The sequence below is a fragment of the Streptococcus sp. DD04 genome (assembly GCF_001578725.1).
Taxonomy (GTDB): domain Bacteria; phylum Bacillota; class Bacilli; order Lactobacillales; family Streptococcaceae; genus Streptococcus; species Streptococcus sinensis.
The window spans coordinates 141,388-168,382 of record NZ_KQ968979.1; the positions used below are offsets into that span (position 1 = coordinate 141,388).

Sequence of the window (26,995 nt, forward strand, 5' to 3'; positions counted from 1 at the left end):
GGTCTGTAATTTCTCAACACTAGTCTCGAGTTCATTCAGCTCAGGCTGCTGGGTTGATAAATTGAACAAAACCTTAGCATAACGTAAAGCAATATCTTTAGAATCTGGGTAGCGTTCCTGTAGGGTTTGCAGCTTCTCTACAGTAACCTCCAGTTCCGCTATTTCTGTTTGCTTAGCTGATAATTTGACTAAAACTATAGCATACCGTAATGCTATATCAGCTGAATCTGGAAAATGTTCGTGCAAGGTCTGTAATTTCTCAACACTAGTCTCGAGTTCATTCAGCTCAGTCTGCTGGGTTGATAAATTGAACAAAACCTTAGCATAACGTAAAGCAATATCTTCAGAATCTGGGTAGCGTTCCTGTAGGCTTTTCAGCTTCTCTACAGTAACCTCCAGTTCCGCTATTTCTGTTTGCTTAGCTGATAATTTGACCAAAATCTTAGCATAACGTAAAGCAATATCAGCTGAATCTGGAAAATGTTCGTGCAAGGTCTGTAATTTCTCAACACTAGTCTCGAGTTCATTCAGCTCAGGCTGCTTGGTTGATAAATTGAACAAAACCATAGCATAATATAAAGCAATATCTTCAGAATCTGGGTAGCGTTCCTGTAGGCTTTTCAGCTTCTCTACAGTAACCTCCTGTTCCGCTATTTCTGTTTGCTTAGCTGATAATTTGACTAAAACTATAGCATACCGTAATGCTATATCAGCTGAATCTGGAAAATGTTCGTGCAAGGTCTGTAATTTCTCAACACTAGTCTCGAGTTCATTCAGCTCAGGCTGTTCGATTGATAAATTAAACAAAATCATAGCATACGCTAGAGCAAGCTCTTCTAAGCCAGAGTATTTTTCATAAACAGATTCCGCCTTCTCTGCTATAGCTTTCCAAGATACTTCATCTGTTTGTTGGGCAGATAAAGAGATTAGTTCCTTTAATTCTTTTAAATTTTGCTCTAAATTAAATTCTTTTTTGTCCATTTCTAATACCTATCCATCACCTTTTCCACTTCCGCCAAAGTTACTCCAAACAGTTCTAATCGCTTGAGCATCTGTTTGCCGTTAGAATAGCCGATGCGGAGCTGTTCGCCCAGGTACTCACGGCGTTGATGGCTGTCACTTCCTAGGAGCAGTCCCAGTCGCACAAGGTCATTCTTTGTCACATCAAAACCACTGTTTGACTCAAAATGGCTGGTTACCCCAGCGAGGGCTGTCTTTAAGTCTTCAAAACTCGCGTGCTCAATGCCTAATGAGCGCCCTTTGCTCTTAGACTTGGGAGCTGCTTCGTCACGCTTGAGAAAGGCATGTTGGACAGCGGGAATTTCCGTCATGATCAAACGCCGAATCCGCTCGCCATTGAAATCAGGGTCTGTAAAGACAATGACACCATGTAAGTCCTGCAAGCGACGAATCCGTTCAATATCCGCATCGCTGATAGCAGAACCTCTAGTTTCATAGGTCTCAACATCAAAATAGCGCTTGAGATTGGCTGTGTCATCACGCCCTTCCACAACGACTACTTGCGGGATTTTTATCTTTTCAGTCAAGCCCAAACACCTTCTTTGCATTGGCATAAGTCGCTTGCGCTACTTTTTCGACAGTTAGCCCACGCAGTTCAGCAATTTTCTCTACAACATAGCGAGTATAGGCTGTTTTGTTTTCTCGGCCGCGTTTGGGAACAGGTGCCAGATAGGGTGCATCTGTCTCGACGAGGATTTTGTCCAAAGGCAGGTTCTGCGCAGCCTCCTGAATATCCATCGCTTTTTTAAAAGTGACGACTCCAGAAAAGGAAATCATCATCCCTAGCTCGATAAAGCGCTCTGCCATTTCCAAAGAACCAGAATAAGAGTGCATAATACCACCCCGAGGGCCTACACCTTCACTTTTGATAATCTCGTAGGTATCTTCTAAAGCGTCGCGCGTGTGGACGACAAAGGGCAGGTCTAACTCTTTCGACAACTGGATTTGGCGGCGAAATACTCGCTCTTGCACTTCCTTTGGCGCTGTCATCCAGTGATAATCCAAACCAATCTCGCCCAGAGCCACCACTTTTGGATGATCAAGCTTACCCAGCAGATAGGCTTCCACCGCCTCATCATAAGTCCCCGCCTCGGTCGGATGCCAGCCAATCGTCGCATAAAGCTGCTCATAGCTGTCTGCTAGCTCCAAGGCGCGCTCAATGGTCGGCCGGTCAAAACCGACAACATTTATATTGCTGACGCCCATTTCTGCAGCTAGCTGGAGCTCCTCTTCTTCTCTACCGGCAAATTCTTCCACGTTTAAATGGGTGTGTGTGTCAAAAATTTTCATGCTTTACTTCCTTGTATTTCCTGCCTTTCATTATACCAAAAATGACCTAAAAATGCAGAAGCCACTCTATCCAAACCAGAAAAACGAGGAAATTGTTATTCATCAACTATCCGTATCCAAATCTCCCATCGGAATAATGAGCCAGAAAGACAATAACAGCATTAATACAAGTGGAAGGAGAATGTAGGAAATCCCCATACTACTAGCAAGGGCTATCAAGAGCATGGATAAAATACCTGGAACAGCCATGCTAAATAGGTTAATAGCTGACTGGATGGCTCCCATGGACTCTTCTGGTATCAGGCTGAAGACAGATTTCTGCAATCTAGGACTCAGCAAACCTACCGCAACGGCACAAGCAAAGGTCGCTATCAAGACAAGTAAAAAATCCTGCAAGAAAAAACCGCAAAGAATAAAGCCTTCAAACAATTGGCTAGCATACATAGCAAGCTTGGTCGACAGTTTTTTAAGTAAACTGCCACTCAAAATGTTCCCCAAAATCAATCCCGCAGAACTGAAAACAATCAGTAAGGCAAGAGACTGACCGACCTGCAGATTTCCAAAAGGTTTTTTGAGCAATAGCAGAGTCGCTACTGGCATCAGGATATTTAGAATAACTTGGCCTAAAGATGAAATCAAGAGTAGTCTCACAACATCTTTCAATCCCAGCAAGACTTTCAGAGAAGCCAATAGGTGTTTCCAATAATTTGCTTTAGTTAACTCCCTGTCATTGCTGAGGGTCGGCTCTAAGTCATGCAGATTCTTACTAATCTGTCTAAAGCCCAAGTAGGCCAGTACAAAAGTCAAAGTATTTAGGCCAGCCAAAGCTCCGATGCTCATCCAAGTAATAAGAAAACCGCCAGCTAGATTGCCCAAGATATGAACCAGACTCATACTAGCCTGCCGAAAGCCCATAGCAGATGTCATATCCTGCTCAATCACCTTGATATAGACAGGTGTCAGCATGGAACCTGAAAAATAACTCAGACTATCCGACAGAAAATTTATCAAGCAAATCATAAGCAGAATCAAGAAAGAGAAGTCTCGTCCAAACAGCAAAAGCGTCACCAAACTGTATAGTACGATCTTGCTGAACTGTATAAACAGGTATTTCTGGGTGCGGTTCTTTTGAAAATCTGCCACAACTCCAGTAAAAACTTGAATGAACTGAGGCAAAGTTTCAGAAGCCGAAATGATGAAAATCGCAAGCGGGGCAAAGGAATAGGCAGAAACATAGTTCATCAAAGCTAAATAAAATACAATGTCGCCAAAACCTGAAATCCATTGATTGATGAGCAACTGGCGGAAATTTCTGTTTTTTAGAAAAATATTCATAAAGCAGCCCCTTTATTTTTGTTAGATTTATATTTAACAAAAATAATAGCATTTTATCAAACGATCGTCAACTCTTGGTTAAATAATCACTTTACAAAAAACAAAAACCTAGAGTAAATCTAGGTTTTCTTCAGCTATTTCAAGTCCTGCTTGAACTTCTCTATAATTTTTTGAATCAATTTTTTATTGACCGTGTATTTCACAGAACCATCATCCATTACCAACTCCAGCAAGCCAGAGTTTAGCAGCTTCTGCGTATGGAAGGAGATGGAGGCTCTTGTGAGGCCTAGCTTTTTCGCAATATCTTTATTCTTAGCATGTGGCTGAATCAGCTCAATCAAGACTTTATAGCGGGTTTCATCTCCAAGAGTTTTTAAGGTCAGAGCGAGCGTTTCGTCATCAAGCTCCGATTCTGTCTGTGACAACTGAGAACTTCTCGTCGAAACAACCAAGAAATAAGAGCTAAAATCAGGAATTTTTTCAAAAAAGAAGTCTATAAACATGGGCGACAGGACAAAGACATATGTTTCATTTGCAAGCAACTTAGCTTTCAGCGCTTCATCATCAAACATATCAGCTAGGCTAAAGTCTTTTTCAAAAACCAAGACTTCCTGCTCAAACTGTTCATAAATCGGCTGATAAAGTTTGAAGACTTCTTCCAGTAAGGAAACTAGCCGATTCCGCAGCCGCTCTGGATGCTGAATGGCTTGATACCAGTACCATTTATTCTCCGGAGACTTGTCACTAGCCTCTAGAAAAGCCAACAAATCTTCCTGACTTCTGTTGGCAACCTTTCCAACAGAAAGCTTGAGTTCTAGACAATAGAGGATTTGATCTGTGTCTAAAGCTCTCAAACACTCCAATAATTCCTCTAAATTGCTTGGATCTTCTCCTTTTTCCAGTAAGTAGAGATAAAGGAGCGGTGCCAGCCCTACCGTAGCTTCTTCAAATAAACCGACCGCAATAAGCTCGGTTTTCAGAGGGAGTAAAGCCTGATAAAGCTGATCATAATAGGGCTGCACATCAAGCAGTAGCTCCTTTTGATCCTGTCGCAAATCCTTCCACATATACTTATCTTCCCTTGAAACGATAGCTGGCACCATGAGAAATTCATATATTTTACTACGGTAATGAAGATTTTTTAGACCCACGGACTCTTTCCTTTCTTGCATTATTCTCTCGACCTCCGACCAGCGAAGCCAGACTATTCCTGCCTTTCATTATACCAAAAAAGTCAGTTAAAGGGGCAAGAGCTTTACTTTCTCTCCATCTATTCCAGCGGGTATTTGTTATTTTTTCAGCGCTTATCAAAAATAATTTTACTGTTTTTTGATAATTTTTTATTATTTTTCGATATTTTGTTATTGATTATCGATATATTTTGTGATATAGTAAATAAAAATAGAAATTATTTGGAGGAATCCATGTCAAAGACAAGACAAAAAACAGCTGAAGATATAAGCATTGTGCTTACAAAAATCAGCCTCAGCATTTTATTTATTGCTTCCATTGTCCTGATAGCCATCGGACCTTGGGTAGTCAGCCTAGTCATCGAATTTCCCTCTCCTTTCTTTCAGGGAGAAAGTCGCTATTGGATATTGTTGCTCCTAGGCTATGTCTTGGGCTGCCTGGCTCTGACCTGTATCGTACATCTCTACCGGCTCCTCAGCCGCATCGGGAAAAATCAGGTCTTTATCAGACAGAATGTACAGTATATGCGCTATCTGGGCTGGGAAGTCGGAATGGTCGCCCTCATTTCTTTCTTTATGGGCTTGACAGTCTATATGCCCATGCTCCTCGTAGCCGTTTCTTGCTGCATTTTAACCTTGATTATTCGGGTTATCCGCAATGCTTTTGGCAAGGCAATTGAGCTGCAAGAAGAAGTAGACTACACGATTTAGGAGGGACTATGATTCAGATAAATTTAGACCTTGTCATGGCTCAAAAGCGTATCAGTGCTGGCCGTTTGGCAGAGTTGATTGATCTAACACCAGCCAATCTATCCATTTTAAAAAACAATCGAGCCAAGGCTGTCCGTTTTTCAACACTCAACGCTCTCTGCCGTGAATTAGACTGCCAGCCTGGCGATATTTTAGAGTATATCCCTGATGATGAGGAGGAGAAATAATTATGGAATATCCAGTGCAAGAACAGATGAATACCCAGCCTTATTTGCCTACAGATGAGGAACGACAGACCATCTTCACAGGCTTAGAGGACAAACAACTACGATTCTTTAAAATCAGCTATCCGCTTCTTTATCTTTTAACCTACTTTTATTCTGCTGTCTTCATTAATGATCAAACCCTAGCCTTTTTTCCTGTCACCATTGGCTTCGTACTATTGAGTGAAGCTCTTATCAAAAAATTAGACTATCCATCCTTGCAGATAAAAAATCTTGACAGCGGGTTAGAGGCTCGAATCTTTCTTATTATGACGCTAGCTCAGGCCCTAGCTTTAAGTATCTGGGGACTTCATCGCCAGCTAGAATTTTTTCAATTTCTAGCCATCCATATCTCATTCGCCTTTTATATCCTATCCCGCACAGGTTGGTTAAGTCAGGGGCGTTTGGGTATCCTGGTCTGGTTTGACACCATTCAAGCTTTCTGCATCCTACCCTTTAAAAATTTCATTGCTGCTATTTTAGTCTTTATACAAGGCAATCAGTCTGACACTTCCGACAGTTCTGATGGTCTGTTTTCAAAGAGACTCCAGCAGCTTGCTATTATAGCCAGCAGTTTCTTTGTCGCAGGAATCTTGGTCTACTTTGTCTGGTCCCAGCTGCGTCAGGTTTCAGATAGCTTTGCCTCTTTCTTCAGCAATACCGCTGATTTTATCGAGAATCTACTTGACTCACTCTTTTCAAGTATTGATAGCAGCGTGATTCTCTTCCAAGCCTGCCTAGCTGTCCCCATCAGTCTTTACTTGTATGGCCTCATAGCTGGCAGTCTGTTAGGTAAAAAAGACACTAAATTGACCTACAAAAAATTGCAAGCGAGCATTCGCCCCTTGCGAGTCGCTCCTGCTTTCGCAGCCTACATTATCATCGGTAGCCTCTGCCTGACCTATGCGCTCTTCTTCCTGACCGGTCTGAGTGAGCTTGGTCAGTTGCTGAGCGGTGGAACAGTAGCTCAAGCTATTTCTCCGCAGAATGCTTCGACTGTCGCCGTAGCTGGGTTCTGGCAGTTGGTTCGGGTATCCATTCTCAATTTTGCAGTTCTAGGCGTCTTCTATCTGATTGCTAAAATACCGCTCTGGGATCAGAAAGGAACTCGACTAGCAGCTACTATTCTCTTTATCTTTGCAGGCTTACTGGCCTTGCTTGCTGGTTGGAAATTATTTGGCATCTACATCTACCTCTACGGACCAACGCCACTGCGTCTGATTTCAGCTTGGTTCATCCTAGTGCTCTTAGTCTGGTGCCTACTAACTCTGATTCGTTTCTATAAACCTATCCAAGCTATTCGTATCGGTATCTTTTACGCCCTGATTAGCTTTACCTTGCTCTGCTATCTTTATCCAATGCTTTTACCAGCGGGATGATAAGCAATGGTTCTTGAATACATTCAAAAAACCAGAAAGAATATGATTTTCTTTCTGGTTTTTTTTGGTTGAAATTTCATTCTCAAGCGTCGCCGTGCAGCACTAACGTCACTTCCTCCTCAGTCTCACCCCATCTGTGTCTTGCAGACGGGATTCCCTAAGAGACATAGAAAAACCAGCGGTCTCGAGTCTCCGCTGGTTTCTTGATAAATCGTTTGGATTATGCAGCCAAAACTTTGCGTCCTTTACGACGGCGAGCTGCCAATACACGACGACCGTTTTTAGTTGACATACGGTTGCGGAAACCATGTTTACGCGCACGACGGATTTTACTTGGTTGATAAGTACGTTTCACGATGAATACCTCCTCTTAGATTCTTGTATTCGTTTAGCCGGCTAGTTGTGATCAGTTACTAAACATACCTTACTATTCTATCTGATTCTATTCCGTTTGTCAATAGCATTAGGATAAATGTTTGTTTTGAAAACGCAATCATTCAAATCGAGTCACTTCATAGAAGGGAACCAAGCTAGTCATAACCTGCTGGTGCTCGGACAAAACCTGCTGCTTGGTTGGAGCCTGAGACAGATTGACATCCCTCTTTAACCAAAACTTTACGAACCGAGCTGGCGATTTTTCTCTGTTCCTTCGAAATGCTGACTCACACCCTCTATCTGGGCAAAATAATAGGTCGGCATCTTGATTGGAACAGCCAAAACTCGGTTTTACTTAGCTAGACTCTGATCATTCTTTTTTAGATCGATAAAGCTGACCTCCAAGGAAACACCGAAATCTGCAGACTTCCCATACAGCCCCAGAACAAACACAGGCTCGGCCACGTCACCATGATCCTTCAGATAGTTCCAAAAATGCGGTCGTTAAATCTGAGCCTGTTTCATCAAATCACTGATCCTCTCCAGACTCAGCTTGGGATAGAGAACCTGAAAATCCCAAACCAAATCCGCAAACTCCTGACGAGCCGCCTGCCCTCTGGCTTTCAAATCTACCATCGTCTCTCGCAGGTCTCCTGCCTTGTCTGGCAAAATATACTTTCTGCCTTGCTCAGCCGGCAAAACTTCAATAGCTGGAAAAAGTGATATATCATCCCCTTCTGGGTATTCTTCTCTTTATGGATTTGAGGAATAGGAGGAAATCTCCTTCCAAGTCAACGAAGTCAGATCTAAGGGAGTTTTTGAGCCTAAGCCAAAAATAGAGTTCGCACTGCGTTCATCATCAGGCTTTACCCCAGCTACCTGAAATTCTCCTTCTTTTTCTATATCAAAGCCTGTATTATCACTCTTCAATTTATAGAGATAACCGTTAGCCTCAGAGTGCAGTGAATGCCAATGTGCGTAGAATACTGTCCCATCTGCATATATCCTAGCACTTTCCCTGCTTCCACCTGCCGAAGCAACCCTCGATTGCGCCAAATAAGTCGAAACTCCTTGATTCAAGTAATAAATAGCTGCTAAATAATAACCACTCGTCGTAGACAGATGCCCTGTCAGCAATTCCGCTGTCCTATTATCATCAATATCATAAAATGTATACACCTGAGCATGTCCTTTAGACTGATCAGACTTTAATTTTTCAAGGGTCGAAGCATATAAGAGTTCGTTCTGCTTAAACATATCAGTCATGCCTGAACGGGACTCTCTTGATGATTCTGCAGATGCTTCAGAAGGCTTAGATGATATTTCTTTACCTTCTGAAGTCTTTTCACCCTTCCCTGATGTCCTTATCTTTTCTGTAGTTGATGAAGAAAAATCCGACTGATTGTTCATATTTTCTTGGCCACAGCCAACGAGCATAAGGAAAGTAAGCACCACAAGAATAGCTTGTTTTTTCATAAATCATTCTCCTGTCCTTTACAGATATAGTACAAAACCAGCCTTTCAGCTGGTTAAGATTTATTCTGAATCAATATCCACCACAACATAGCGGTTAGGCTCGTCACCTTCTGAATAGCTGGTCACACCATCAATTCTTGAGATAATTCGGTGGATAATTTTGCGCTCATTATTGGACATAGGATCTGTATGCTGACTGCGACGGTCTTCCAGAGCCCGCTGAGCCAATTTTTGCGCATAGCTTTGTAAAACTTCCGCCCGATGTTCCACATAGTCATTCACATTGATAGAGATGTAAAAACTCTTGGAATATTGATTGTAAAGATAGTTTTGAGCCAAAAGCTGGAGGGCTTTCAAGACTTTGCCGTGGTAACCAATCACGCGCCCTGGTTCATTGGTATCAATCTGCATATTGATTGTCCGGCGATTGTAGTTACTAGAAAGGGTCGCCTCGACATCCATCTCATCGACAATCCTTTGAACATATTCTGTCACATTGGCTACGACTTCTTCAATATCATAATTTTCCTCAACCTGGATTCCCAAATCAAAGAAAGATGATTCTGCCGGCGCATCTGAGACAGGTGTCTCTTGACGAGGGACTGCTTTTTCAAACGAAACAACCTTATCTGTTTCTTTCTGGTTTGCCGTCTCATTGATGGCTTGGCTGGTTTTTAAAAGATCAATCGTACCTGTTTCTTCTAAAATGGTGTTGGCCTGTTTATCATTTTTCAAGATTTGAGCTTTGACTTCATCTGAAACCAGCTCGCCCTCTTCTTCAACTTTTTTGATGGCTGCAACCACACGTCCCAAGTCAACCGTTGCTTCACTAACGCTTTGTACTGGCTCATTTTGAGCATTAATTTCCTCAGGAACGCCTTTTACTGCCTTTTGGTTAGCCTTGACCACCGTCGTTTCCGCAATCGGCTCCACATCTACCTGTGCTGGCTTTTTGCCAAATAAACCGAGAAAACCTTTTTTTTCACGCGAAACAACTGTAATATGTGCTCTCATTCGGGGAATGTCCAGCGTTTTTAGTCCATTTTGAATTGCTTCTTCAACACTTTCTCCTGTAAATATAACCATCTGCAAGAGTCCTCCTTCTTACTTTTTCTTTTTCTGTGCTTTTTTCAGAGCACGTCTCTTCTTCATTTCCATCTGGCGTTCTGCCTTTTCCTTCGCTTTACGTTCAGCAATAATCTTAAACGGATTGCTTAAAAGCAAGGTCTGAACAACCTGATAAGCATTGGACACCGTCCAATAAAGGGCGACCCCGCTGGCTGCATAAACCGCAAAGAAGAAAATCAACACTGGCATAGCATACATCATAGCTGTCATCCCGCCATTTTTTTCTGGCAATGCCTTATTGGACAGCCAAGTACTGAAGAAAGTAAAGAGAGCAGCTAAGATCGGCAGGATAAAAGTCGGATCCGTCGCTCCCAGATTGAGCCACAGGAAATGCCCTGTTTTCAAAAATTCAACCCGTGTAAGGGCCTGGAAAAGCGCCAACAGCACCGGCATTTGGATAAATAGCGGAATAAAAGAAGCATAAGGATTTACACCCATTTCTTTATAAAGCTTGTTCGTCTCCTCCGCTAAAGCTGCCCTACTTTCCATATCCTTGCTTGGATATTTCTCCTGAAGCTTCTTGATATGAGGCTGAACTTCCTGCATCTTCCTTGAAGACGTCGTCTGAAACTGGAAGACTGGCAGCAAGACTGTCCGAATAATTAAAGTGAAGAGTATAATACCGATTCCTGTGCTTCCATTAAAAGACAAGAAACGAATCGTTTCTGCAAAGAAATAAACTAATTTTTCCCAAAAATCGCTTGAATTGGCTGTTACTTCACTGGTCCCGCAGGCCGTGAGAATGAGCAACGAGGCCACTAAAAGAATTCCTATTTTACTGTTCTTTTTCACAAACAAATCCTTCCTGATAAATTTTTGCAATCTTCAAGACATGCAATAAATTTTGTTCTACTTGGTGGTAGTCCAGAGTTTCAACTCCCTTGCGGGCAATGACGACAAAATCAGCTTTAGCCAAGTCCCCCCGATACTTGATCAAAACATGCCGAATTTTTCTTTTGATGCTATTGCGGACAACAGCATTCCCCAGTTTTTTACTGACGGAAATCCCCACTCGAAAATGCTTCTGATCTTTTTCTAATTTATAAACGACAAACTTTCGATTGGCAAAATTCTGCCCGTCTTTAAAAATCGCATTGAAATCTTTTTTGCTCTTGACGCGATAGTTTTTTCTCAAAACTCAACTCCATCCACCAAAATTAACTCTATTATACCATATTTTCCCAAAATGCCAATAAGGGTCGGCTATTTCGAGAACACTGCTATTGCTCGGGAAATTCCTAAGCAAAAAAGCTGTGAAATTTATAATATTCTAATCAAATTTAAGTGCAGACATAACAAAAACAGTACGATAGCCACAGGTTCAAAAAGCAGGAAACGAGCTTCCTCATTTCCTGTTTGTTTTATGATTTGAGTTCGTTTTTGGCTCTGACCAATTCCTTACGAATCTGGGCAAAGCCAGTACCTCCCAGAGAATTGCGGCGCTGTACGGCCGTCTGAGACTGCAAGGTCTGGTAGATATCCTGCTCAATTAGAGGTGACACTTGCTGATAACGCTCCAAGGAGATATCCTGCAGATAATAACCCGCCTTGCTGCATTCCAACACTAATTTCCCGACAATTTCATGGGCTTCTCGGAAAGGTAGGCCTTTTTTGGCTAGATAGTCAGCTAGCTCAGTCGCATTGGAGAAGTCCTGCTGGGTTGAGGACAGCATGCGCTCTTTATTGATCGTCATGCTGGACAGCATGCCCGCCATGATATCCAGAGACTTCTGGATGGTATCTACTGTATCAAACATACCTTCCTTGTCTTCCTGCAGGTCCTTATTATAAGCTAAGGGCAGGGATTTCATGACTGTCAAAAGACTGATTAAGTGACCATAAACTCGGCCGCTCTTGCCCCGAATCAGCTCTGCCATATCCGGATTTTTCTTTTGCGGCATGATGGAAGAGCCTGTGCTAAAGGTGTCTGATAGACTGACAAATCCGTATTCATAGCTACACCAGTTAATCAGCTCCTCGCAGAGACGAGACAGATGCATGATAAGAATGCTGCTATTTGCCAGAAATTCTAAGATGAAGTCTCGGTCACTAACCGCATCTAGGGAATTATGGTAGATGTCTGCAAATCCCATGAGCTCAGCTGTTCGCTCCCGGTCAATCGGAAAAGTGGTCCCAGCCAGGGCCGCTGCTCCCAAAGGAGATAGATCAGCGTGTTTGAGGTTGAAAGTGAATCGCTCACTGTCCCGGCTAAACATCTGATAGTAGGCCAGAAGGTGATGGGCAAAGCTGATGGGCTGAGCATGCTGGAGGTGAGTATAACCCGGCATAACTGTCTCGACATGCTCTTCTGCCAAGTCCAGTATAACCTGCCGCAGATGAAGGAGTTTGTCCCCAATCTGCTGGAGCTGGTCCTTGAGATAGAGGTGCATATCCGTTGCCACTTGATCATTCCGTGAACGAGCCGTATGGAGCTTACCAGCTACTGGACCAATTTTCTCGGTCAGCAGAGCTTCCATGTTCATGTGAATGTCTTCATTGGTCACATCAAACTCAATCAAGCCAGCTTCATAATCAGCCAAGAGCTCTTCTAGACCTTTCTGGATGGCCTTAGCCTCCTCTGGAGCAATAACCCCCGTTTCACCCAGCATCTGAACGTGAGCCAAACTCCCTCGCAGATCGTAAGGAGCCAAGCGATAGTCGAATCCAATGCTAGCGCCAAATTCTTCGACCCAAGCTTCTAAAGAGCCTTCAAAGCGACCGCCCCATAGTTTATGATTTGCCATAGCTGCCTCGCTTCCTATTCTTCAGCATGAGCCTGGACTTCCGCATGAACCTTGGACGGTAGGCCCCAAAGTTTGATAAAGCCAACAGCTGCATCCTGATCAAAGGTATCTGCGCTGGTATAAGTGGCTAGATTTTCATCATAGAGAGAATTATCTGACTTACGGGCAACAACCGTAGCCGAACCCTTATAAAGCTTGATCTTGGCCGTTCCGTTGACCACTTGCTGGGTTGACTTGAGATAGGCAATTAAAGCTTCTGTCGCTGGATTAAACCAAAGACCATTATAAATCAGATTAGACAACTCGTTTTCGATGATGGGCTTGAAATGAGCCAGTTCCCGTACCAAAGTCAAATCTTCAATTTCCTTGTGGGCTGCAAGCAAAGTCACAGCGCCTGGACATTCGTAAACCTCACGCGATTTAATCCCAACCAAACGATTTTCCACATGGTCAATCCGACCAACTCCGTGCTTCCCAGCCAAATCATTGAGCTCCAAAATCAAATCAGCCAACTTCATGGTCTGACCATTCAAAGCAATCGGCATACCAGCCTTGAAGTCGATTTCCACAAATTCTGGCTTGTCTGGTGCATCTTCTGGTGCTACCGTCAGATCATAGGCATCTTCTGGTGGTGTGTTCCACGGATTTTCTAGAACACCACATTCATTAGCCCGACCCCATAGATTTTGATCGACTGAGTAAGGACTGTCCAGATCCGCCGGAATCGGTACACCATTTGCCTTAGCATAATTAATTTCTTCTTCCCGAGACCATTTCCACTCCCGAACCGGAGCAATGACCTTGAGATTGGGATCCAAGGACGCTATGGCGACTTCAAAACGGACCTGATCGTTTCCTTTTCCGGTACAGCCGTGGGCAATGGTCGTCGCTCCACTTTTGTGGGCAATTTCTACCAATTTCTTGGAAATCAATGGTCGACTCAGAGCAGAAACCAGCGGATATTTTTGCTCGTAGAAGGTGTGCCCCTGTAAGGCTACCAAGACATAGTCTTCTGCAAATTCATCCTTGACATCAATGACATGGGATTCAATGGCTCCGACTTTCAAAGCCTTGTCGTGGATGAAATCTAGGTCATTTCCTTCTCCTACGTCCATACAGACCGCAATAACATCGTAATCTTTACTCAGCCAAGTAATAGCAACTGAAGTATCCAAACCACCCGAATAGGCTAAAATGACTTTTTCCTTTACCATGTGACTACCTCTTCCTTCTACTTAGTTTTTATTTTTATACATTCTACTGTATGAAAATACTTATGTCAAGAGGAAATTTAATATTTATCCAAATATAATTAAAATTTAAATTTTTATTCAAAATTACTATATTATATACTGAACTTAGAAATAGAAAAAAAGAGTCTGTTAAGACTCCTTATTTCACACGATAAAAAACGTCTGGATGCTCAGAGATACTTTGGGCAATGATGAAGCGATCTTGGCTGGTATCAGTCGGATCCGTTCCATCGGCCGTCTTATCTGCAGGTAAGCTCTTTCCTGCAGGAATGATGAGAAAAGCAGCACCTGTAAAATTATTCCAGCGAATCCCTACTAGGTAAAGGCCATTTTCATCAAGTTTAGCGTAATCTGTCTCTAGCTTTGCGACATCTGACACGATACCTCGTTCATCAAATGTATAGCTAACACCATTGGCATCTTGCCAAGTACCAATCATGCTAGAAAAATCCCCAGAAGCTATCGCCTGCATATCCAAACTGGAAGTGACCGCAGGCTCTTGGGTGCTGGAAACCGAACCTTCCTGACTTCCCACCTCCCCAGAGTTGGCTGTCGAGCCTGCACTTTTTTCAGACTTTTTGGAAGAAGCTGAGCTAGTCGAGCTAACTTTGGAACTGCTAGAAGGCGAAGTCGGCTGGTCTTTCTTTTGACTGCAGGCTACCAGCACGAGTGAAGCCGTCAGTGCTCCGGCCAAGATAAGCGTCCATTTTTTCATTTTTGCCTCCTCAACATATTTTGATATACTTTTAATCTAATTGTGACATAAAAGTGAAAATTTTGAAAGCAAAAACCAGCTCGAAAGCTGGTTTATCTTATTGAATTTTTTTCAACATATTGTCGATATGCTGGATAGATTTTTCGCGGCCTAATAGGTAAATGGTATCTGGCAACTCTGGACCATGCATTTCACCTGAAACAGCGATACGAATTGGCATGAAGAGGTTTTTGCCCTTGATACCTGTTTCTTTTTGGACTGCTTTGATTTGTGGGAAGATATTTTCTGTCACAAATTCATCGTCTGTCATAGCTTCCAGTTTTGCTTTGAAGGCTGTCAGCACAGTCGGTACCGTTTCACCGGCCATGACCTCGCGCTCTGCGTCTGTCAACTCTGGGAAATCTGAGAAGAAAAGATCCGTCAATGGAACAATTTCATCAACTGACTTCATTTGTGGTTTGTAGAGCTCTACCAATTTCTCAGCCTTATCTGTCAAGCGTCCTGCTTCTTCCAAGAACGGTTTTGCCATGGCAAAGATTGTCTCAAAATCAGCATTCTTGATGTATTCATTGCTCATCCAGTCCATCTTTTTCTGGTCAAAGGCCGCTGGAGACTTGCTGAGGCGGTTTTCATCAAAGAGCTCAATCAATTCTTGACGAGAGAAGATTTCATGCTCGCCACCAGGATTCCAACCGAGAAGAGCGATAAAGTTAAAGACTGCTTCTGGTAGGTAGCCTTTCTTGCGGTAATCCTCGATGAACTGGAGGGTATTGGTATCGCGTTTTGACAACTTTTTACCAGTTTCAGAGTTGATAATCAGGGTCATGTGACCAAACTCTGGTGCTTCCCAACCAAGTGCTTCATAAACCATGAGCTGCTTAGGTGTATTGGCAATGTGGTCATCCCCACGGATAACGTGAGAGATTTGCATATCGTGGTCATCGATTACAACGGCAAAGTTGTAAGTCGGATAGCCGTCTTTCTTTTGGATAACCCAGTCGCCACCGATATTGCCACCTTCAAACTCAATTTCGCCCTTGACCATGTCCTGCCACTTGTAGATACCAGCTTCATTGACAGCCAGACGAACCGTTGGAATGATGCCTGCTGCTTCGCGTTCTGCGATGTAAGCTGCTTTTTCCTCTTCGCTCATGCCAAGGTATTCATTGATGTAGCGCGGTGTTTCACCTGCTGCTTCTTGGCGTTCGCGCTCGGCAGCCAATTCTTCTTCTGTAACGTAAGATTTGTAGGCTTTTCCTTCTGCTAGCAATTGGTCAATGTATTTTTGATACAATTCCAAACGCTCTGATTGGCGATAGTTTTCATGTGTTTCTGGGCTTTCATCCCAGTCCATCCCCAACCAACGGAGGTTTTCAAGCTGTGAACGCTCACCGTCTTCGACATGACGTTTACGGTCTGTATCTTCGATACGGATGATAAAAGTTCCACCATGATGACGAGCATAGAGGTAGTTAAAGAGCGCGGTCCGCGCATTTCCGATGTGTAAAAGTCCCGTTGGACTTGGTGCATAACGCACTCGAATATCTTTTGTCAATTTTCGATCTCCTATTTGGGAATAGCAGGAATATCTTGCCCCTGCTTTCGTATTCAAACGTTATTATTATATCACATTCTCGACCCAGAATCCGCTGAATCGCATGATTTTTTAAGACAGTCTTTCTTCCAGGACAAAGTCAATTGGTAGCCAAGCTAAAACCTGCTCCATCTGCTTTTCCCAGTAGTACCATTCATGATTGCCAGGACTGTGGCTGTAAGTAATCTCCAAGCCTAAGTCTTGAAGATTTTTCACAGCCTCCTGATTTGCCTTGTAGAGAAAATCTTCTTCGCCACACCATGCCCAAAGCTTAGTCTTTTTATCAGATTGCTTGGCTATACTTTCCAGCGAATAGGGGCTGCTGGTCCAGTCTTTAAAGTCTCCAAAAACTCCTCGCCAATAGGCTGGTGTTGCCATTTCAGCATTATCTGGATGACTATCAAGAAAACTCAAAGCCCCAGAAAGACTAGCCGCGTATGAAAAACGGTTAGACTTGAGAGCCAGCTTAAAGGCTCCGTATCCGCCCATGGAAAGACCAGCGATAAAATTCTTCTCCCGCTTGTCAGACATATTGGGGAAAAAGCGCTTTAGCACCCGTGGCAGCTCTTCAGCGATAGCCTCGTAATAGTTAAAACCGTATTGAGTATCGGTGTACCAGCCATTGCTGGTATTCGGCATGACAACAATCAGGTTAGTCGAGCGAACCAGACGTTCAATATTCGAGCGCTTGAGCCAGCTATTGTGATTACCGTTCATACCATGAAGCAGATACAAAACAGGAATATCCTTATCATCGGGCTTGTCCACGCGCGACGCATCTGGATAGAGAACATTGACTCCCCACTCCATCTCCAAAGCTTCTGAATAATATTCTATCTGCATCACTGCCATCTTTTTTCTCCTCTTGTAAAAACTTCTGTTCTTGACTAGGCAGCACAGCCAGCCACACTCTGAAAGCAAAGCCTGTTCTGCGACCGCCAAAAGATAAGAAAAAGCCGATATTCGACTTTCTCTCTGCAAAATACTGGGAAAGTTGCTCCTCGAGTGACTCTAGCGAACTTCCATAACGACCGGTAAAATAGCTGGACGACGTTTGGTTTGCTCAAAGAGGAACTTAGCCAAACTATCACGAACCGCTCCCTTGAGTTCGCCCCAGTCAAAGCCATCCTGAGACAGATACTCTTCCACTGTCTTGTTGATCAGGTCAGTACTCTCCCGCAAGATATCTCGGCTCTTCTTGACATAGACAAATCCTCGAGTGTGGACCTTGGCTTTGGAAATGATTTTCTTCTCCTTGCGATTGACTGTAAGTGCCACGATGAAGATGCCGTCTTCAGACAGAACCTTGCGGTCACGCAGGACGATATTGCCCACATCGCCGATGGCATTTCCATCAATCATGACATCACCCGCTGGCACTGCTCCAGCTGGTACAAAGTCACCCTTTTCGTATGCCATAATGCTACCACGTTTAGGAATCAAGATGTTTTCTGGCAAAATTCCAACTTCCATGGCAGCCTTGGCATGAGCGTCCAGACCTCGATATTCGCCCTGAATTGGAAACAGGTACTTGGGTTGCAGCAAATTGATCATGAGCTGCAAGTCACGCGCATTGGCATGACCAGATACACGCAAGTTTTGAGTAATTAACTTGACCACTCCGCCAGCTTGGTAAATCATGTTTTCCACACGTGCTACGACTGCTTCCTTGGCAATAGATGGCGTTGTAACAATATAAACCAAATCCCCATCTTTGATTTCTACATAACGGTGACGGCCAATGGACATCTTGCGCAGCCCGTTGATGGGCTCACCCATCCGGCCTGTCTCCAAGATAATCAGCTCATGGTCTTCAAACTTGGACATTTCTTTGGGCTTGATCAAGAGACGCTCGTCAACTAGGGACAGTTTTTTGAGCCGAATAGCTGTGCGGACGATATTTTCAATATCAAAACCAGTCAAAACAACCCGCCGGCCTGTTTCTGCCGCTGCTTTAAAAACTTGCTGAATCCGAGATAGATTGCTGGCAACCGCAGCCACGATAACCCGACCGCCCCAGTCAGCAATAGTATCTTCAATCTCTCTCCCAACCTCGCTTTCGCTAGCAACCTGAATCTTACTGTCAGCATTGGCCGAATCGCTCAGTAAAGCCAGAACTCCCTCGCGGCCAATCTCAGCCAGACGGCCAAAATCTGTCGCATAGGACTCACTAGCAGATTGGTCAAATTTGAAGTCTCCTGTGTAGACGATGTCTCCTTCTGCTGTCTTAATCACAATCCCCAGACTCTCTGGGATAGAGTGGGTCGTCCGGAAGAAAGAGACCACAACCTTACCAAACTCAATCTCTGTATTTTCATCAATGACATGAAAATCATTGAATTTTTTGACGACATCATTATTTTTGACAAAAAGCTTTGCTAGTTCAATCGTCAGCTCTGAGCCGAAAACAGGCACTTTAGCATCTGCCAAAAGATAAGGCAGGGCTCCAATAGCATCCGCATGACCATGGGTCAGAAAAACACCTGCGATACGGTCCTTGTTTTCAAACAGATAATCCATGTTGGGAATGACAAGATCCACTCCCAGCTGCTCATTTTCTGGGTATTTTAACCCCACATCCAATACAAAAATGGAATCATCCACTTCGGCAACGTAGAGATTTTTCCCATTCTCACGCACACCGCCTAAAGCAATCAGTTTAATATTGCTCTTACTCATCTTTACTCCTATCAATTTTTATTCTGTCAGCATTCAGCTGAACAAATGATTGTTTATTACTAACGGTCCTTGGGAAACCAAGTCGAATTACAGTTTTGCAAACACAGTTCGCACATTTTACTCATTATAGCATTTTCCCGGCCTTTTTTCAAAACAAAGAAAGGATAAGTCACTCATGTGCGTGCCCCTCTTTATTTAGTCACTTACAACACCACCCCAATGGATAGTTTCAAAACTTGACAGTAAATCTTTTTTTCAGTACAATGAAAGTGAACAACGTTCATATTGAGGTGACCCAATGAATACAGTTGTAACGTCAAAAGAGAAAATATTAAAAACGAGCCGAGAGCTGATTCAAGAGCAGGGCTGGTCTGCGGTCAGCATTCGCTCGGTCGCGGCTGCCTGCGAGGTATCGGTAGGCTCTATCTACAATTATTTTGATTCTAAGACAGACTTAATCAGTTCTACGGTGGAAAGCGTCTGGTGCGAGATTTTTCACCGCCCCGAAGATGCTGCTGTGTTTCAGGATATTCAGGCCTGTGTGACATGGATTTACGAACGAATGGCCTACGGCTGTAAACAGTATCCTGGCTTTTTCACTCTGCATTCGCTCGGTTTCATGCGGGAAGACAAAGCTGACGGCAAGCAGAGGATGCAGCAGACTTGGCAGCATATTTTAGCTGGCTTGTGCTCTGTCTTGAAACAAGATGTCAACATTCGGGCAGATGCTTTCACGGAAGATTTTACCGCCGAAAAATTTGCAGATGTCTTGTTTTCCCTAATGATTTCGGCTCTACTGCGGCAAGACTATGACCCCTCAGCCGTGCTGGAGATTATCCGCCGAACGCTTTATTAAAATTCCTACTGAATTGTGGGAAATTTTTATCCAGTAAATTGAACGTTGTTCAGAAAGGAGTCAGATTATGAAGGTAAAACGAAATACCTTGCTACTTATCGCCTGTCTTGTATGGACCACAGCAGGTTTTAACATCCTTCGCATTGGACTTTTAGCCTATCCTGCCTATCGAGGAATAGTAAATTATCTGCTGACCGCACTGGTTTTCGCTGTGTTTCAAATCTTTATTTTCGGCAAACTGGTCAAAAAGCATACGAGCAGGATTCGTGCTTATCAAGAAGAACGCCACTTTTTTCTCAAATTCTTTGACGGAAAATCCTTTGCTATCATGGCGATGATGATGACCGTCGGTATCTGGTTACGGTCAAGCGGTTTTGCACCAGAGCGGTTTATCGCGTTTTTCTATACCGGTCTGGGAGCTTCTCTTTTACTGGCAGGGCTCTTGTTTGGCTTTAACTTTGGCAAAGCAATGTTTGCAACTGACAAAGAAAGATAGTGAATAATTTAAGAAAAGAGACGATTAATTGATGCAAGCAATCGTAGAAACACTTTTTGACGCTGTCTATCTGGTAGCCGTCATGACCATTGGCATCCTGATGATTCGTAAAAGCAAGAGAAATTCTCAATTCCGTTTATTCGGATGGATGGCGGTGGTACTGGGAGTAGTGATTCTTTCCATCTGATTCCCCGTGCGCTGGCACTATGCACCACTGGACTTGGACAGTTTACCGTTCCTCTAGGTCTTGGAAAGTGGATTACCTCCTTCACCATGACCATATTCTATGTGCTGCTTTACTATATATGGCGACATATGGCGACAGCGGTATCAGGTCAAGGAACAAAATGGTCTGACTGCTGTCGTGTACGCTTTAGCTGGTGTACGGATTCTGCTTTGCATGATGCCGCAGAATCAATGGTTAAGTTCCGACCCCCCTCTTTACTTTGGGCATCTATCGCAACATCCCCTTTGCGCTAATGGGTTTATTAATCATTGTGTTCTTCTATCAGAGTGCAAAGGAACACAGGGATCAAGCCTTCCGCTGGATGTGGCTGACTATTGTGCTCAGCTTTGCTTTTTATATCCCAGTAGTGCTATGGGCAGATACTCTTCCTCTGGTCGGGATGCTGATGATTCCCAAGACCTGTGCCTATGTTTGGACAGTGTTCATCGGATATTTTGCAATGAAAAAAGAATGTGAGTAAAGAAAAATGAACTTGAAACGATACATGAACGCCTCTATGCTCTATGCCATCCTTGCTATGGCGGGAGGTGTGTTTTACCGCCAAAACTTCCCTCGGAGTCGTGCATACACACTACTTCCTGCTGGGCATGGTCGTCTTCCTTTTGTTACTCCTGCTAGAAAAGAACTTTGCCTTTACTGGAGCAAAGACGAAGCGTCTGTTGCTGACTTATCATATCGGTCTGAACCTAACTGCTGTGATGCTTGTGGTGCGGGGTGTGACGCAAGTATTAGGGGTTGCTCTCTCCTCTAGTATGAGTGCGGTAATCTCCGGCATCGCTGGGATTGGACATATCCTGCTTGGAGTCAGTTTGCTGCTCTTGTTGCTACAAGTCAAGCGCAGTATGTCAGAGATGCGCTAGATTCTTCTAATATTATTCCTGATTATCGGACATTCTCACCGAAGCGGTAGACCGAGAATCATCATCACTTTATGTCATTAGGGAAACTTATTCCCTAGAAATGTCATCCTTGCAACCTATTGCTTCGAATATTTGTGATTAACTGAGCAGTCACCACAACAGTGGCTGCTTTTTTCTGCTCTGAGAATCTTTCATATTATAAGCACCGTCGTTATGGAGAATGAGTATCGCAACAATTTAGCTCTGGCACTATTTTAAAAATATAAACCAACATGTTCGAGAGAGAAAAATGAAAATTTTTCACTACCTTGAAAACTCTCCCATACATTTGAACCTATACTCACTCCCTAAAGTTAAAAGACCAACTGTCACATAACAGCTGGTCTTTTCTCGTTTAGAGAGTTTTGCGTTTCTTAGCGGCTTTGGAAAAAGCAATATCCTGAATCTGATCATAGCGCAGGAATTGCTGAATAAACTCCCTGTCGCTTACCTCAGGATCCAAATCAATGACATAGTCTAGCTTGATGGTCTTCTTTGCAGCTGACTGGATAGAGGTCAACTCAACCGACTTGCAGGCCGTTTCAAAGAGAGCTTCAAAAAGAACTTCATAGTCGAAATCAGCCGGAATCTGAATCTGAACATAGCGTCTGGTCTGACTGACAGAGCTAAAGCTCATCTTTTCAAAGAGCAACCAAACCAAGGAAATAAAGAGAGTAAAGACAATCCCCAGAGTTACAAAGCCCATGCCTGTCGTAATCCCAATCGCTGTCGCCATAAAGATAGCCAAGAGCTCCTTGGAGCCTCCTGCTGCCGATCGGAAGCGAATCAGACTGAAGGTCCCCGCTACGGCGACACTGGTACCCAGATTGCCATTAACCAAAAAGATGATCATAGAAACAATCGTCGGCAAAAGGGAAAGAGTGATGATAAACTCTTTGGTATAGATGGTCTGGTGCTTATAAACCTTAGCCAAAACGATTCCCAAAACTAAGCTGATTGCCAGAGAAAAAAGTAGAGCTAAGAGATTAATCTTGACCTCGGTCGAGGAATAAATACTGTTAAATAGCTGATCAAGCATAGGCTATCCCTCCTTAGGACTTGAACGTTTGAGCCATTCTTTCCTTCATTTTTAGATAGGCTCTGCCATACTTTGAGAAGGACTGCTCCTCAATGCCGTACATGTTTAAGATATCGGCCAACCACTGAGGATATTGACCGGAAATTTTGATTTCCATAATCACCTGACCCTCTTCCAACAAAGGTAAGCCATAGCGACCTGATGTTAAATCTACATCATAATCTCGATAACGGATATTGGAATCGACCGTCACACGAACTTTTTTATCTTCTAAGCCCTTCATCGAGTAGCGCTCATAGCTAATTACCATTTTTGGCTTCAAGTCCACATAGCGCTCCTGTAGCTCTTCCACTTCTGCCTTAACACGTTCGTCAGAAATAGTCTGATCTGCTAGACCGTTCTCAATATAGTTGACAACAGAGGTTAGATTTGAAACTAGACGGTATTTAAAACCTACTTCATCACATTTTTTCTTGATTTCCAAAAATACCTGACTATTATCTGTTGGTTCTTCTACATAAGTCCGCATCCGCAACTTTTCACGCCCGCCTTTTTTGTCAATCGAATCCTGAATCATCTGGAAATCATCATTATCAAAATATACATTGGAAATTGTCGAAGTCGCATAATCGTCTGGGATAAGGTAAGCCTGCATCTCAGCCTCTAGCAGAGCAAGCGTTGCTCGGTCTAGAATATACTTGGTTTCGATACGTTGGAAGTTTGTTTGGATTTGCTTTTGTTTCATTTAAATTCTCCTTTTATTCTACAAATGTAGTTTATTCTTTTAAAAGAAAGAGAGCTTCCGCTCTACATCTCATAAGCATCTGGCTAAGCTTTGTCTGTCTTCTCCTTTCCAAGCATTATTTTTAAAAGACTTTCTACAAATGTAGTTTATAGTTACATTCTACACTTGTCGTTCGTAAAAGTCAAGAGCAAAATGAGTGATTTTTCTAAAAAAATGAACGAGTCTCCTCTAATAATTAAAGAAAAGCAAATTTTGGTTAGAAAACGGACTGAAAGATTGTTGGTGCGAACAGCTGAGGTTCGTTAAGGAGATCTAACATCAACTTTTCAAAGAACCTGAGAAGATAAAAAAATCTACTAGCCCAAGTTTTTAAGAAACTTAGACCAGCAGAATTCTTTTATCTAATCATCGTCATCATCGTCATCGTCTTGATCATCATCAGTATCTGGATCATCCTGAGAAACCGTATTCTGGGCAGGGGGCTGTACTGTTGTCGCGCCGGCACCAGTGCCCGTACTATAAGAGCTGGCTGTTCCCGTCTGTCCTGTGACTGGAGTTTCATTGTTGGCTGGATTGGCTCCAGTAGCCGATGAGGAAGGACTGACTTCTTTCTCGACTGTCACTGTCTTTTCGATAGTGGTGTGCTGCTTGGACTGGAGAAGCTTCCCATCCTTAGCATTGATAATAATCTCATGAACTGTCTGTTCGTGAGAAAAACGAATTTTATAAGTATCTTTTTCACGCACAACCTGCAGGTCTTTAACATCCTTTTCAGCAAGAGACAGTTCTTTTAGGGCCGCAGTTAGAGCTTGACTCTGGCTGAGCCCTTGAGACTGCTTCTGACTGGTCACCAGCTTGCTCTTCTGCACTTGGACATCTGGACTTTCAAAAGCAAAGACCGAGCTAGACAGCAGCAAAAGGAAAGGAGCTGCCACTATAAAGGCAGTGGATAAAAACTTTTTAGGCAGGCGACTATCCATAATGCCAATAATCCGCCGCTTAAGATTAAACTTGTCGGAGTAAAAGCAAGTCGTCAGGGCGATAGGGCTCTTTTTGCTACGATCGATCATGGTCAGAATCGTTTCGCCATAAAAAGTACGATACTCCGTGTCTCGGCTACTTAGAACATCATAGTCACAGTACATTTCTCCTACTTCTTGCATCTCCCGACAGGCAAAGCGAACAACTGGGTTAAACCAATGCAAGCTCCTAGCAAGAATCCCTAAGAGATTGACCAAAATATCTCGGTGCTTGTAGTGAGTCAGCTCATGCTTGAAAATCAACTGCAGTTCTTCTTCTGTATAGTCCAGTTCTGGCAACACAATCAAAATGTCTCTGAAACCAAGTAACATCGGACTTTGAGTCATAGGATAGTGAAGCAGACGAATCTTGCTGTTAATCCCCATTTCCTGCTGAACAATCGGCAACTGAGCAAGCGTTCCCTCGTCTTGAACTTCTGTCCCCCAACGCTGCAACATCTTTCTGAAGCGAATATAGGAATAAACATACCTACCTAAGCTAAAGGCAAAGCCGACCAGCCAGACAACAAAGAGAATTTCAAACCACGGTAGCCTTAAAAAAGCCTCCCACAGATTTGACTGGGCAGCTTTTTCAGCTACTTGCGAACTTCCTTGTGCTCCATCTGTCCCAACAGCAGTGACTGCCGTCTGAACAGCCGGTCCAGCATTCAGCCGAATCAAGCCTGAGCCCAATTGGGGACGAAATGGGACAAGAAAACTCAGCAGGACCAGAAACCAGATAAAATATTTGACCCTGACCGAAATCTTGGTCTTTAAAGCCGCAAAAAGAAGACTTAGCAAAAGAACCAAAATTGATGTCGAAAGACTGGTCAGCAGGAAGGACAAAAGGAGCTGTTTCATGGCTATTACCTCATCTTACTCTTTCTGATTCAGGAGATTACGCAACTCATCTAGTTCATTTTCTGAAAATGAATTAGATGAAAAAAGTGTCTTAACAAAACCACCCATGGAATGACCGCTGTAGCGCTTCAGGAAGTCTGACGTTTCCACTTCTAGGTATTCCTCCTCCGAAATCAAGGCTGTGTACTGCCTTTCACGCCCCTTGCGGACGCTTTCTAAAAATCCCTTTTCCGTCAAGCGTGCTAAGACCGTCAACAAAGTTTGAGGTTTCCAATGGTTGTCTTCTCCCAGTTTTTCCATGATTTGGGCTGAAGTCGTTGGGTTTGGCAAATGCCAAATAATCTTTAAGATAGCAAATTCACCATCTGGCAAACGTTTCATTGAACTTTTCATTGTTTTTATATACTTTCTAAAGGCTATTTCTAACTTTATTCTACACATGTCTAACAAAAAAGTCAATCATTATGTAAAAAAAAGAGCGGGAAATCGCTATTTCCCGCTCCTTTTTAGAAAAATAAACTCAGCAAAGTCAACATTGCCAAACCACCCTGCTTGAGCAGAATTTTCGGATCGCTGGTAACTGCACCATAAGCTGCTACTAAGATGATATAAACCATAAAAATTCCCAGCCAAACCGGATTAGGCTGCACAAAGGCCGCAATTAAAACCAAAATACCCAGCAGACCATTATAAACTCCTTGGTTTTTGAAAAGAGTATTGACCGACTTCTGCTCCAACTCCTCTTGAGACATACCAAAGGCCCGTGCTGTCGTAGCTGAAGTCGTTGCGATAGTCTCTAAGTACATAATATAGAAAAATTCCAAGGCAACCAAACTTGCCAAAATCAGTGTAAAAATAGACATTTTCTTCTCCTTATAGAAATTTATGACGAAAAGAAGTATAACATAGCGCTAGAATTTAGTACCAATAAAGAGGTAAATTATGTTAACCTATGATTTAATTGTCATCGGCTTTGGTAAGGCCGGTAAAACATTGGCAGCCAAAATGGCGACTCAAGGAAAAAAAGTTGCTTTGATTGAGTGTAGCAAGGTCATGTACGGAGGAACCTGTATCAATATCGCCTGCATCCCAACCAAAACTCTGCTTGTCGCAGCTGAAAAAGGCCTAGCTTTCGACTAAGTCATGGCTGAAAAGAACGCTGTAACCAGCCGTCTCAACGAGAAAAACTACGCAGCAATCAGTGGCGCTGGTGTCGACATCATGGATGCGGAAGCTCATTTCCTTTCAAATAAGGTCATCGAAATCACAGCTGGCGATGAAAAAGAGGAACTGACTGCTGAAACTATTGTCATCAATACTGGTGCAGTTTCCAATGTCCTGCCAATTCCAGGACTGACTGAAACCGAGCATGTCTATGACTCAACTGGCTTCCAGAACAAATGTCTTGGGATGTGGAAACAGTCAGGGAAGTGACTGTTTCAATCGGCAGATAGAGATGAGCTTTATTGCTCAAGATTTCGATTCCAGAAAGATCCTAGCTATCCTAGACGGACGGACACAAGTAACGATTCGCAATCACTTTCTGCGCTATTCCAGACAGGTCCGAAACCAAGTTAAAGTCATTACCATGGACATGTTTAGTCCCTACTATGACTTGGCTAGACAACTTTTTCCATGCGCTAAAATTGCCCTCGATCGCTTTCACATTGTGCAACATCTC

At 43.2% G+C, this 26,995-nt stretch carries 28 protein-coding genes and 3 pseudogenes; 9 read left to right on the plus strand and 22 right to left on the minus strand.

What is annotated here, in order from left to right; all coding sequences use genetic code 11:
• The 5 genes from STRDD04_RS11175 to STRDD04_RS07640 form a co-directional block, all read right to left on the minus strand.
• The coding region (locus tag STRDD04_RS11175; protein WP_062201160.1) for a V-type ATP synthase subunit I domain-containing protein at window positions 1-981 on the minus strand (981 nt) is incomplete at its 3' end.
• A gap of 2 nt (window positions 982-983) precedes the next feature.
• Window positions 984-1,574: a ribonuclease M5 gene (gene rnmV / locus STRDD04_RS07625; protein WP_062201163.1), complete on the minus strand. Its 591-nt coding sequence runs from the start codon at window positions 1,572-1,574 to the stop codon at window positions 984-986.
• Window positions 1,540-2,310, minus strand: coding sequence for a TatD family hydrolase (locus tag STRDD04_RS07630; RefSeq protein WP_062201166.1), 771 nt, complete (start codon window positions 2,308-2,310; stop codon window positions 1,540-1,542). Before STRDD04_RS07630 ends, rnmV begins: the two co-directional genes overlap by 35 nt.
• A gap of 102 nt (window positions 2,311-2,412) precedes the next feature.
• Complete coding sequence (locus tag STRDD04_RS07635; RefSeq protein WP_062201169.1) at window positions 2,413-3,645, minus strand: MFS transporter; 1,233 nt, start codon at window positions 3,643-3,645, stop codon at window positions 2,413-2,415.
• 134 nt (window positions 3,646-3,779) lie between these two features.
• Window positions 3,780-4,817: an ArsR/SmtB family transcription factor gene (locus tag STRDD04_RS07640; RefSeq protein ID WP_062201172.1), complete on the minus strand. Its 1,038-nt coding sequence runs from the start codon at window positions 4,815-4,817 to the stop codon at window positions 3,780-3,782.
• A 252-nt stretch (window positions 4,818-5,069) separates the two neighbouring features.
• Between STRDD04_RS07640 and STRDD04_RS07645 the strand changes: the two genes are divergently transcribed.
• The 3 genes from STRDD04_RS07645 to STRDD04_RS07655 are packed head-to-tail and all read left to right on the plus strand — an operon-like array spanning window position 5,070 to window position 7,188.
• Window positions 5,070-5,546 carry a DUF2975 domain-containing protein gene (locus STRDD04_RS07645; protein WP_041826919.1) on the plus strand — a complete coding sequence of 159 codons (477 nt, stop codon included), beginning with the start codon at window positions 5,070-5,072 and terminating at the stop codon, window positions 5,544-5,546.
• An 8-nt stretch (window positions 5,547-5,554) separates the two neighbouring features.
• Entirely contained in the window at window positions 5,555-5,773 is a 219-nt protein-coding gene (locus STRDD04_RS07650) for a helix-turn-helix domain-containing protein (protein WP_002899126.1), read from the plus strand.
• A 2-nt stretch (window positions 5,774-5,775) separates the two neighbouring features.
• On the plus strand, window positions 5,776-7,188 hold the full coding sequence (locus STRDD04_RS07655; RefSeq protein WP_062201175.1) for a DUF4153 domain-containing protein: 1,413 nt from the start codon (window positions 5,776-5,778) through the stop codon (window positions 7,186-7,188).
• 220 nt (window positions 7,189-7,408) lie between these two features.
• Here STRDD04_RS07655 and rpmH read toward each other — a convergent pair whose 3' ends face one another.
• From rpmH to STRDD04_RS07715, 12 genes and pseudogenes are all read right to left on the minus strand, one after another.
• Window positions 7,409-7,543, minus strand: coding sequence for a 50S ribosomal protein L34 (rpmH, locus tag STRDD04_RS07660; protein WP_000831902.1), 135 nt, complete (start codon window positions 7,541-7,543; stop codon window positions 7,409-7,411).
• A 138-nt stretch (window positions 7,544-7,681) separates the two neighbouring features.
• Window positions 7,682-8,289 (minus strand): annotated as a pseudogene (locus tag STRDD04_RS07665) (HI_0552 family protein).
• A 27-nt stretch (window positions 8,290-8,316) separates the two neighbouring features.
• Window positions 8,317-9,039 (minus strand): hypothetical protein, encoded by a 723-nt coding sequence (locus STRDD04_RS07670; RefSeq protein WP_062201178.1) that lies wholly within the window; start codon window positions 9,037-9,039, stop codon window positions 8,317-8,319.
• Between the two features lie 60 nt (window positions 9,040-9,099).
• Window positions 9,100-10,125: an RNA-binding cell elongation regulator Jag/EloR gene (jag, locus tag STRDD04_RS07675; RefSeq protein ID WP_062201181.1), complete on the minus strand. Its 1,026-nt coding sequence runs from the start codon at window positions 10,123-10,125 to the stop codon at window positions 9,100-9,102.
• A gap of 18 nt (window positions 10,126-10,143) precedes the next feature.
• Window positions 10,144-10,959, minus strand: coding sequence for a membrane protein insertase YidC (locus STRDD04_RS07680; RefSeq protein WP_062201183.1), 816 nt, complete (start codon window positions 10,957-10,959; stop codon window positions 10,144-10,146).
• Window positions 10,943-11,302 carry a ribonuclease P protein component gene (gene rnpA, locus STRDD04_RS07685; RefSeq protein ID WP_062201186.1) on the minus strand — a complete coding sequence of 120 codons (360 nt, stop codon included), beginning with the start codon at window positions 11,300-11,302 and terminating at the stop codon, window positions 10,943-10,945. The genes STRDD04_RS07680 and rnpA overlap by 17 nt, the downstream gene beginning before the upstream one ends.
• 226 nt (window positions 11,303-11,528) lie before the next feature.
• Entirely contained in the window at window positions 11,529-12,911 is a 1,383-nt protein-coding gene (argH, locus tag STRDD04_RS07690; RefSeq protein WP_062201188.1) for an argininosuccinate lyase, read from the minus strand.
• Window positions 12,912-12,925: 14 nt separating this feature from the next.
• Window positions 12,926-14,125, minus strand: a complete 1,200-nt coding sequence (locus tag STRDD04_RS07695) for an argininosuccinate synthase (protein WP_062201190.1) — start codon at window positions 14,123-14,125, stop codon at window positions 12,926-12,928.
• Between the two features lie 178 nt (window positions 14,126-14,303).
• A complete protein-coding gene (locus STRDD04_RS07700; protein WP_062201193.1) occupies window positions 14,304-14,879 on the minus strand; it encodes a DUF6287 domain-containing protein in 576 nt (191 codons plus the stop codon).
• Between the two features lie 97 nt (window positions 14,880-14,976).
• Window positions 14,977-16,434 carry a glutamate--tRNA ligase gene (gltX, locus tag STRDD04_RS07705; RefSeq protein ID WP_062201195.1) on the minus strand — a complete coding sequence of 486 codons (1,458 nt, stop codon included), beginning with the start codon at window positions 16,432-16,434 and terminating at the stop codon, window positions 14,977-14,979.
• A gap of 111 nt (window positions 16,435-16,545) precedes the next feature.
• Window positions 16,546-17,325, minus strand: a complete 780-nt coding sequence (locus STRDD04_RS07710; protein WP_062201198.1) for an alpha/beta hydrolase — start codon at window positions 17,323-17,325, stop codon at window positions 16,546-16,548.
• A gap of 159 nt (window positions 17,326-17,484) precedes the next feature.
• Window positions 17,485-19,152, minus strand: coding sequence for a ribonuclease J (locus STRDD04_RS07715; protein WP_062201201.1), 1,668 nt, complete (start codon window positions 19,150-19,152; stop codon window positions 17,485-17,487).
• 298 nt (window positions 19,153-19,450) lie between these two features.
• Between STRDD04_RS07715 and STRDD04_RS07720 the strand changes: the two genes are divergently transcribed.
• The 4 genes from STRDD04_RS07720 to STRDD04_RS07735 all read left to right on the plus strand — a co-directional run bounded on the left by STRDD04_RS07720 (window position 19,451) and on the right by STRDD04_RS07735 (window position 21,611).
• Complete coding sequence (locus tag STRDD04_RS07720) at window positions 19,451-20,008, plus strand: TetR/AcrR family transcriptional regulator (protein ID WP_037616618.1); 558 nt, start codon at window positions 19,451-19,453, stop codon at window positions 20,006-20,008.
• 67 nt (window positions 20,009-20,075) lie between these two features.
• Window positions 20,076-20,504, plus strand: a complete 429-nt coding sequence (locus STRDD04_RS07725; protein WP_062201204.1) for a hypothetical protein — start codon at window positions 20,076-20,078, stop codon at window positions 20,502-20,504.
• Window positions 20,505-20,532: 28 nt separating this feature from the next.
• A complete protein-coding gene (locus STRDD04_RS11525) occupies window positions 20,533-20,691 on the plus strand; it encodes a hypothetical protein (protein ID WP_231853916.1) in 159 nt (52 codons plus the stop codon).
• A 620-nt stretch (window positions 20,692-21,311) separates the two neighbouring features.
• Window positions 21,312-21,611: a DUF2871 family protein gene (locus STRDD04_RS07735; protein WP_231853917.1), complete on the plus strand. Its 300-nt coding sequence runs from the start codon at window positions 21,312-21,314 to the stop codon at window positions 21,609-21,611.
• A gap of 394 nt (window positions 21,612-22,005) precedes the next feature.
• Here the strand turns inward: STRDD04_RS07735 and STRDD04_RS07740 are convergent, their stop codons facing one another.
• The 5 genes from STRDD04_RS07740 to STRDD04_RS07760 form a co-directional block, all read right to left on the minus strand.
• Complete coding sequence (locus STRDD04_RS07740) at window positions 22,006-22,689, minus strand: DUF4956 domain-containing protein (RefSeq protein ID WP_062201208.1); 684 nt, start codon at window positions 22,687-22,689, stop codon at window positions 22,006-22,008.
• A 13-nt stretch (window positions 22,690-22,702) separates the two neighbouring features.
• Window positions 22,703-23,434 (minus strand): polyphosphate polymerase domain-containing protein, encoded by a 732-nt coding sequence (locus tag STRDD04_RS07745; protein WP_062201210.1) that lies wholly within the window; start codon window positions 23,432-23,434, stop codon window positions 22,703-22,705.
• A gap of 401 nt (window positions 23,435-23,835) precedes the next feature.
• Window positions 23,836-25,314, minus strand: a complete 1,479-nt coding sequence (locus STRDD04_RS07750) for a M56 family metallopeptidase (RefSeq protein ID WP_062201213.1) — start codon at window positions 25,312-25,314, stop codon at window positions 23,836-23,838.
• A 15-nt stretch (window positions 25,315-25,329) separates the two neighbouring features.
• Window positions 25,330-25,707 (minus strand): BlaI/MecI/CopY family transcriptional regulator, encoded by a 378-nt coding sequence (locus STRDD04_RS07755; RefSeq protein WP_062201216.1) that lies wholly within the window; start codon window positions 25,705-25,707, stop codon window positions 25,330-25,332.
• Between the two features lie 113 nt (window positions 25,708-25,820).
• A complete protein-coding gene (locus STRDD04_RS07760) occupies window positions 25,821-26,177 on the minus strand; it encodes a DUF1304 domain-containing protein (RefSeq protein ID WP_062201219.1) in 357 nt (118 codons plus the stop codon).
• 79 nt (window positions 26,178-26,256) lie between these two features.
• On the opposite strand from STRDD04_RS07760, the pseudogene STRDD04_RS10660 reads away from it, so the two are divergent.
• A pseudogene (locus STRDD04_RS10660) lies at window positions 26,257-26,712 on the plus strand (FAD-dependent oxidoreductase); the annotation flags it as partial.
• Window positions 26,694-26,995, plus strand: a pseudogene (locus STRDD04_RS10665) (transposase); the annotation flags it as partial. The pseudogenes STRDD04_RS10660 and STRDD04_RS10665, both read left to right, overlap by 19 nt.

Bases quoted from the DNA above. Each gene is read 5' to 3' on its own strand.
- jag (WP_062201181.1), bottom strand. From the start codon at position 10,125: ATGGTTATATTTACAGGAGAAAGTGTTGAAGAAGCAATTCAAAATGGA.
- STRDD04_RS07740 (WP_062201208.1), bottom strand. From the start codon at position 22,689: ATGCTTGATCAGCTATTTAACAGTATTTATTCCTCGACCGAGGTCAAG.
- STRDD04_RS07745 (WP_062201210.1), bottom strand. From the start codon at position 23,434: ATGAAACAAAAGCAAATCCAAACAAACTTCCAACGTATCGAAACCAAG.
- argH (WP_062201188.1), bottom strand. From the start codon at position 12,911: ATGGCAAATCATAAACTATGGGGCGGTCGCTTTGAAGGCTCTTTAGAA.
- STRDD04_RS07700 (WP_062201193.1), bottom strand. From the start codon at position 14,879: ATGAAAAAATGGACGCTTATCTTGGCCGGAGCACTGACGGCTTCACTC.
- STRDD04_RS07710 (WP_062201198.1), bottom strand. From the start codon at position 17,325: ATGGCAGTGATGCAGATAGAATATTATTCAGAAGCTTTGGAGATGGAG.
- STRDD04_RS07630 (WP_062201166.1), bottom strand. From the start codon at position 2,310: ATGAAAATTTTTGACACACACACCCATTTAAACGTGGAAGAATTTGCC.
- STRDD04_RS07755 (WP_062201216.1), bottom strand. From the start codon at position 25,707: ATGAAAAGTTCAATGAAACGTTTGCCAGATGGTGAATTTGCTATCTTA.
- rnmV (WP_062201163.1), bottom strand. From the start codon at position 1,574: ATGCCAATGCAAAGAAGGTGTTTGGGCTTGACTGAAAAGATAAAAATC.
- STRDD04_RS07715 (WP_062201201.1), bottom strand. From the start codon at position 19,152: ATGAGTAAGAGCAATATTAAACTGATTGCTTTAGGCGGTGTGCGTGAG.
- STRDD04_RS07655 (WP_062201175.1), top strand. From the start codon at position 5,776: ATGGAATATCCAGTGCAAGAACAGATGAATACCCAGCCTTATTTGCCT.
- STRDD04_RS07650 (WP_002899126.1), top strand. From the start codon at position 5,555: ATGATTCAGATAAATTTAGACCTTGTCATGGCTCAAAAGCGTATCAGT.
- STRDD04_RS07760 (WP_062201219.1), bottom strand. From the start codon at position 26,177: ATGTCTATTTTTACACTGATTTTGGCAAGTTTGGTTGCCTTGGAATTT.
- STRDD04_RS07695 (WP_062201190.1), bottom strand. From the start codon at position 14,125: ATGGTAAAGGAAAAAGTCATTTTAGCCTATTCGGGTGGTTTGGATACT.
- STRDD04_RS07640 (WP_062201172.1), bottom strand. From the start codon at position 4,817: ATGCAAGAAAGGAAAGAGTCCGTGGGTCTAAAAAATCTTCATTACCGT.
- STRDD04_RS07645 (WP_041826919.1), top strand. From the start codon at position 5,070: ATGTCAAAGACAAGACAAAAAACAGCTGAAGATATAAGCATTGTGCTT.
- STRDD04_RS07720 (WP_037616618.1), top strand. From the start codon at position 19,451: ATGAATACAGTTGTAACGTCAAAAGAGAAAATATTAAAAACGAGCCGA.
- STRDD04_RS07725 (WP_062201204.1), top strand. From the start codon at position 20,076: ATGAAGGTAAAACGAAATACCTTGCTACTTATCGCCTGTCTTGTATGG.
- STRDD04_RS07670 (WP_062201178.1), bottom strand. From the start codon at position 9,039: ATGAAAAAACAAGCTATTCTTGTGGTGCTTACTTTCCTTATGCTCGTT.
- STRDD04_RS07750 (WP_062201213.1), bottom strand. From the start codon at position 25,314: ATGAAACAGCTCCTTTTGTCCTTCCTGCTGACCAGTCTTTCGACATCA.
- STRDD04_RS07635 (WP_062201169.1), bottom strand. From the start codon at position 3,645: ATGAATATTTTTCTAAAAAACAGAAATTTCCGCCAGTTGCTCATCAAT.